The organism is Streptomyces sp. MB09-02B (genome assembly GCF_033794485.1).
Lineage (GTDB): Bacteria > Actinomycetota > Actinomycetes > Streptomycetales > Streptomycetaceae > Streptomyces.
The window spans coordinates 1-6,095 of sequence record NZ_JARGEE010000488.1; the positions used below are offsets into that span (position 1 = coordinate 1).

Consider the following 6,095-nt stretch of genomic DNA (forward strand, 5'->3'; position numbering starts at 1 on the left):
TGGGTGGGGTGGGCGGCGAGGCTCCGATCACCCCCTGGGCGCTCGCAGTATCACTCCGATGCGTGCCGCCGCTGTCGACAGGTGGCGGCGGGCATCGCGGAGTTGGTCCTCTGTCACTCCGTGGTCGCGGGCCGCGTCGCGGATGTCGTCCCGGAAGCGGTCCAGGAGGCGGTCGAGGTCGCGGGACGGATCTCCGGTGGGCGTCTCGTGCACCCATGCGGGCTCGTAGTCGGCGGGGAAGTCCTCGGGAGTGGTCGAGTACTCGGGTTCCCCGCCATCGGCGCCGGCGGCGGTGGTCCCCGTCCGTCCGAAGCCGAAGTCCTTGCCGAACTCCTTCCCGAAGTCCTTTCCGAACTCGCCGAACTCCTTGGCCAGTTCGGTCAGGCCCTCGCGCACCCCCGTCGGCCAGTCACCCCGCGTGAAGTGGTCCTGGACGTGGTCCTGGACCCGCTTGGCGATGCGCTGCAATTCCTCCTGGGCCTGGGTACGGGCGTGCTCCTGAGCCTCCTTGGCCTGGCGGCGGGCGCGCTGGGCCTCGTCCCGTGCCCGTCGGCTCTCGTCCTTCGCGCGGCGGGCCTGCTCCTTCCACTCCTGCTTGACGCGCCGCATCTCCTCCTTCGCCGCCCGCCAGGACTCGCTGTCGGCGTACTCCCCGGCCTCCCCGGGTGAAGCGCCACCCCCGCTCTCCTTGCGGGCCTCGGAGGCCGCCGCCCGCATCTCGCGGCGCAGGTCGCCCGCCGCGCCCCGGACATCGGCCCTGATCTCGGCGGCCAGCTCCGCGACCGACTCGCGGATCTCCAGCTCCAGGTCGGCCAGCTCACCGCTGCGGTCGGCCAGTTCGGCGCGGCCCGCGTCGGTGATCGCGTACACCTTGCGGCCGCCCTCGGTGGTGTGGGTGACCAGGCCCTCGGCCTCCAGCTTGGCCAGACGGGGGTAGACGGTGCCGGCCGAGGGCGCGTACAGGCCCTGGAAGCGTTCCTCCAGCAGGCGGATCACCTCGTAGCCGTGGCGCGGCGCCTCGTCCAGCAGCTTCAGCAGATACAGCCGCAGACGGCCGTGGGCGAAGACGGGAGGCATGTCAGAGCACCTTCTTGTCGGTCGGGCGAGAGGTCGTGCCGTCGGTCGCCTCAGCGGTCGTACCGTCCGGATGGGGGGAGTCGGGGGTGTCCCACGGCTCGTCCTCCTCCGCCGGTGGCCTGCGAAGAAGGGCGATGGAGCCCGAGAACGTCGTGGCCTTGAGGCGGCCGTTGCCCGGGCCGAGGCGGCCGGTGACCTTGTGGGCGCCCCAGGGGCCGCTGACGCGGAGGTCGTCGAAGGCGTTGGAGATGGTCCCGCTGGCCGTGTTGGCCTCCACCTCGGCGTCGGCGGGGTGGGGGAGGCGGATGGCGATCTCACCGGAGACGCTGGTGAGGCCGATGTCGGTGGGGCCGCTCGTGGGGTCGAGGTCGAGGATGATGGCGCCGCTCACCGAGTCGGCCTTCACGGTGGGGCAGGAGCCCTCTATGACGGTCAGGTCGCCGGAGACGGAACTGAGCCGTAGCTCACCGGTGAGAGCCTGCGCCTCCACGCTCCCCGAGACGGTCGTGGCGCGCACCGGCCCCGACAGGCCGACCAGTGTGGTGTCACCCGAGACGCCCTTCACCTCCGTACGCCCGCCCAGCCCGGACACGACGGCCGTGGCACCCACCACGCCGACCTCGACCCGGGTGCCCGTCGGAACGGCGAGCGACACCAGGGCGTTGCGGCGCCGGGCCTTGGGGTCGAGCCACTTCAAGAAGCCCTTCCAGGGCAGGTCGTCGTAGGCCACGGTCAAGGTGCCGTCCTTCTGTGTGACCGTCAGCGGTGGGCCCTCGACGTCGGACACCTCGAGACGGGCGGAACCCTCGTCGGTGCCCATGACGTTCACCGTTCCGTTGACGACGCGCACGCGCAGTGCCGTCACCGGCTCGTCGAACGTGAGCTTTCGCGGCTCGGCGACGGACCACTCGGACATGGTGCTGACCTCCTCGGCAGACCCGACACGACAGAACACCAAAGACGCGCACTATCGCGTCTCACGTAATTCACGATATATCGCGGTGATGGAAAGTCAAGACACCCGTTCTGGTGATCCCGCAGGGATATACCTGGGCATAACGGCCTAGCGTGGAGGCATGTCGACGGAACGCTCCCAGGGATCCCGTGACCCCCGGCCCGCCCCCGCCCCCGGCGCGCTCCTGCTCTGCCGGGCGGATCCCGACTCCGTCGCCCCCGTCGCCCAGCTGCTGCGCGAACGCATGCTGCTCGTCCCCGCCGGTCCGCAGTGGACGGCGCTCGTGCCGGAGGGAAAGCCCTGGTCGCACGGCGGGGAGCTGGTCGACCGGGTCCTCACCGGCTGGGCGACCGCCCTCGCCGTGGGCGTCCCGTGGCCCGTACTCGCGCTGTGGTGGGACGCGGACCGTGGCGGGTACACCCTCGCCGCCGGATTCCGCCGCACCGTCGGCTACGTATGGCTCGCGGACGGCACCCCGGCCGGTGAGGACGAGGCGATGCGCACCTTCGCCGCCCGCCTGGGGCTGGACCCGGTCCTGGACGCGGAGTCCCTGGACCACCTCACCAAGCCCGACCCGGCCGCCGACGCCCGCGCCCGCCTGCTGGGCCTGCTCGCCGTCCTCGCCCGTGCGGGGGTGTCACTCCCGGCGGGCCTCACCCCGGGCGAACCCGCCGACCGGCTCCGTGAGGTCGCCCGGGTCCAGCCCGGCGTCCAGCGCATCGAGTGGACCGGCTGGCGCGGGGCCGTCCGCACGGAACTCGACGCCCTCGAACGCGGCCGCCTGGGCCCGTGGCTGCCCTGGGCCGGCACCCCGAGGGCGCGCGCCCTGGCCACCGCCCAACTGCTGGCGGGCCTCCCGCTCACCGCTTGGGGCCTGCACCGCCGCAGCCCCGGCTGGCTCGTCGCCGGCGGCCTCCTGATCGCCCACGGCACCCTCGGTCTGCTCTATGACCTGGCCCATCCGCGGGACTGATCCCGGCCGTGAGATTGAACCCGGCCGTGAGATTGAAGCAGGCCGTGAGATTGAACCCGCCGCGCGACTGAGCCGGGCGACGCGACTGAGCCCCGGTCGTGTCCGCCGGAGGAACGACTACTCGTCCTCGTCCTCGTCGTCCAGCCGTGCCAGCCACGTGGCCAGCCGCTCCACCGGTACCTCGAAGTCCGGATTCAGATCCACGAAGGTCCGCAGCTGCTCGGCGAGCCACTCGAACGTGACCTCCTCCTCGCCGCGCCGCTTCTCCAGTTCCTCGATGCCACGGTCCGTGAAGTACATGGGAAATGCTCCGTCGATCTCGGGGAAGGGCTCTGAAAAGCATAGAAGGCCAGGGAGTGCCCTGATCCACCCCTCAGCGGACGGCGGGGCCCTCCTGTGCTCGGTCGTGCCGTCCACGGGGTATGTCCTACGGGACTGCGGTGCGCTCAGGCGCGACATCGAGGCCCACCGAGCATGGACTGCAAGGGGGAGGGAGTCACGCATGGGTGCACATGACGACGCCGCTTTGAACGAGGAGCCACTTCCGGATCTTCTCGAACTACGGCTCGCTGAATTGCGGACCATCCAACATCCTGTGCTGGCCGAGGTGCTTGCCGAGCTCCGGGAGCGAGCGGAACAGCCGACCGAGATGCTGTGGGGCTTCAACAACGCGTTCTGAGGGGTGCCCCGAGAAGTCGGGCCGTGAAGGACTTCCGGTCGACACGTACTGTCGAACCGGACATGTTCTCCCACTCTGTGTTTGTGGCGAGGGCGTGCTCGGGAATGGCACACCCGACGGTCAGGTCCATGGCGTACGTCGCTGGGTGCGGCGTGCCGGACGCCGCGGGGGATGCATGCGACAGCGTGGAGGAACCGGCGCGTCCGTCGGGGCGGTGCCTGCCGCAGCCCACCGCAGACCCGTTCCGTTCCGGCAGTTCATCGTCAAGGTACATGGCCGATGTAACCTCTCCTGCCGATACTGCTTCTTGTACCAAGGGCCGGACAGCACCTGGCGCGAGCGTCCCGGACCTGCCGGTCCGCCGGTGCTCGAACGGACGGCGGACCGCATCGCCGAACACGCGACGGCGCACCGGCTGGGTGCGCTGTCGTTGGTCCTGCACGGTGGTGAACCGATGCTCGCCGGAACGCGAACCCTGGTCGACTTCGCCGAGCGGGTGCGGGCCGAAGTCCCCGATTCGTGCGCCGTTCACACCGTCGTGCAGACCAACGGCACCCTTCTGACGGTGTCACGGCTGCAGCGGCTCGCCCACCACCGTGTCCGTGTCGGCATCAGCCTGGACGGAGGTCTCCCGACCCACAACGCGCAACGTGTGGATCATGCTGGTCGACCGTCATGGCCGGCGGCTGTCCGTGCCGCCCGCCTGCTCGCGGACAGCTTCCCGGAGTCGTACGCCGGGATCCTTTCGGTCGTCGACCCGGGTACGGATCCCGTCGAGGTGTTCGACTCGCTCGTCGCGCTTCGTCCCCCGGCCGTCGACCTCCTCCTGCCGCACGGCAATTGGTCGGCTCCTCCGCCCCACCTCACACCGGACGCGGGCACGGCCCCGGCAACTCCTTACGGTGACTGGTTGTGCGCCGTGTTCGATCACTGGGCAGACGGTGGACGCGGGCGGACCAAAGTGCGGCTCTTCGAGGAGTGCATGGCGCTCCTGCTGGGGCTGCCTGCGCACACGGAGTCGCTGGGGCTGGCCCCGTTCGACGCAGTTGTCGTGGAGACGGACGGTGCGATCGAGCAGGTTGATTCCTTGAAGTCCGCATACGACGGCGCCGCGCGCACGGGACTCGATGTCTTCGGCAACAGCTTCGACGAGGCGTTGCGCCATCCCGGAGTGGCCGCACGGCAGGCGGGCATCGCCGCCCTGGCGGGGGAATGCCGCGCCTGTCCGCTGCTGGCCGTCTGCGGTGGTGGGCACTACGCCCATCGGTACCGCGCCGGGGACGGCTTCACCAACCCGTCGGTGTACTGCGCCGATCTGCAGCGCTTCATTCGTCATGTCGCCCGGAGGCTTCAGGAGTGGGCCACGTCGCCGGGCGGCGCCGCCGACACTGCCGTATCCGAGGGAGAGTACCGGTGATTTCGTCGGCCCTGCCCGAAAAGGCCCTGCGTGAGCTGGGGCGAACCGCGGGAGAGCCCGAGACGCTGGCCCTCCTCGTGCGGGATCAGCACACCCGACGACTGCTGTTGCTCCGCGCGGTCCTCGACGCCGTCGAGGACGCCGACGAGCGGATCTGCCCAGAGCCGCTCCGCGCGCGGCTGAGACACGACTGGGCGTTGCTGGACGTGGCGGATGTGACGGCCGGAGAAGTGGATGGACGCGAGTCGACACCGGGTTCACAGGCGGAACGGGCACCGGCCGGGACTCCTGTCGGCGAACGCCGGCACTCTGCAGCGAAGCGTGACGGCACTTCGCCCGCCCGCGAGCGGCTCCTGTATCCGCTGCTGGGGCCCTGGGTGCGCAGTTGCCTGCGGGCGCTGCGGGGCAGTGGTGGAGTGCGCACCGAGGAGGAACGCGGGCGGACGGTGCGTCGTGACCTGACCTATCTCAGTGCGGTGGTGGCGGCGGCCGCAGTCCGAGCGGGGTTGTCCTTCTCCGATCGCCTCGTCGCGAGAGACGGGGTGCTCTGCCTGCCTTCCCTGGGCGCTCTGCGTACGGCCGCGTCGAACGATGCCACGGTGGAGGTCACCTACGACGGATATCGTATGACTCTGCGTCAGCCGGGCGAGATCGACACCGTGGTGCACCTGGAGCACGGGATGAGCGGGGATGCGCTGTCGACTGCCGCCGCGTGGACGCCGCTCAACGTCCTGCCGCCACTGCTGCCCGATTGCATCCCGGTACCGCTCGATGACCTGGACCCCTACCGAGAAGTCAGCGAGGGGCCGCATCACAGGGACCTCAGCCATCCGGTGAGCCTCGACGAGGCTGCCAGGACTCGCTGGCTCCGCTCCTGGTCAGGTGTTCTGCCCGTGCTCGGGCTCGGTGGCGAACGGAGAGTGGAGGAAGCGGCCGCCCTCCTGCGCTGCCTGGTGCCGTTGGCGGAGCCGGGGGGCGGTCGCGGGGCCGGGAG

6 protein-coding genes and 1 pseudogene are annotated in these 6,095 nt (G+C 70.5%); 4 read left to right on the forward strand and 3 right to left on the reverse strand.

From position 1 onward, the window contains the following. Positions 1–27: 27 nt before the first annotated feature. The gene (locus tag P1P70_RS38605; RefSeq protein ID WP_319246106.1) at positions 28–1,077 is read right to left on the reverse strand and encodes a PadR family transcriptional regulator; all 1,050 of its coding nucleotides are present in this window, start codon (positions 1,075–1,077) and stop codon (positions 28–30) included. Between the two features lies 1 nt (position 1,078). After that, the gene (locus tag P1P70_RS38610) at positions 1,079–1,993 is read right to left on the reverse strand and encodes a DUF4097 family beta strand repeat-containing protein (RefSeq protein WP_319246108.1); all 915 of its coding nucleotides are present in this window, start codon (positions 1,991–1,993) and stop codon (positions 1,079–1,081) included. 160 nt (positions 1,994–2,153) lie between these two features. Here P1P70_RS38610 and P1P70_RS38615 point away from each other — a divergent pair, with 160 nt between their 5' ends. After that, positions 2,154–3,005 (forward strand): hypothetical protein, encoded by an 852-nt coding sequence (locus tag P1P70_RS38615; protein WP_319246110.1) that lies wholly within the window; start codon positions 2,154–2,156, stop codon positions 3,003–3,005. A 117-nt stretch (positions 3,006–3,122) separates the two neighbouring features. On the opposite strand, the gene P1P70_RS38620 is transcribed toward P1P70_RS38615, so the two are convergent. Beyond that, complete coding sequence (locus tag P1P70_RS38620; protein WP_003961784.1) at positions 3,123–3,305, reverse strand: DUF6104 family protein; 183 nt, start codon at positions 3,303–3,305, stop codon at positions 3,123–3,125. Positions 3,306–3,507: 202 nt separating this feature from the next. Between P1P70_RS38620 and fxsA the strand changes: the two genes are divergently transcribed. The 3 genes and pseudogenes from fxsA to P1P70_RS38635 all read left to right on the forward strand — a co-directional run. After that, positions 3,508–3,684 (forward strand): FxSxx-COOH cyclophane-containing RiPP peptide, encoded by a 177-nt coding sequence (gene fxsA, locus P1P70_RS38625; RefSeq protein ID WP_319246111.1) that lies wholly within the window; start codon positions 3,508–3,510, stop codon positions 3,682–3,684. A 214-nt stretch (positions 3,685–3,898) separates the two neighbouring features. Then, positions 3,899–5,101: an FxsB family cyclophane-forming radical SAM/SPASM peptide maturase gene (locus P1P70_RS38630; protein WP_319246113.1), complete on the forward strand. Its 1,203-nt coding sequence runs from the start codon at positions 3,899–3,901 to the stop codon at positions 5,099–5,101. Further along, a pseudogene (locus tag P1P70_RS38635) lies at positions 5,098–6,095 on the forward strand (HEXXH motif domain-containing protein); the annotation flags it as partial. The gene P1P70_RS38630 and the pseudogene P1P70_RS38635, both read left to right, overlap by 4 nt.

Bases quoted from the DNA above. Each gene is read 5' to 3' on its own strand.
- P1P70_RS38605 (WP_319246106.1), bottom strand. From the start codon at position 1,077: ATGCCTCCCGTCTTCGCCCACGGCCGTCTGCGGCTGTATCTGCTGAAG.
- P1P70_RS38610 (WP_319246108.1), bottom strand. From the start codon at position 1,993: ATGTCCGAGTGGTCCGTCGCCGAGCCGCGAAAGCTCACGTTCGACGAG.
- P1P70_RS38615 (WP_319246110.1), top strand. From the start codon at position 2,154: ATGTCGACGGAACGCTCCCAGGGATCCCGTGACCCCCGGCCCGCCCCC.
- P1P70_RS38620 (WP_003961784.1), bottom strand. From the start codon at position 3,305: ATGTACTTCACGGACCGTGGCATCGAGGAACTGGAGAAGCGGCGCGGC.
- fxsA (WP_319246111.1), top strand. From the start codon at position 3,508: ATGGGTGCACATGACGACGCCGCTTTGAACGAGGAGCCACTTCCGGAT.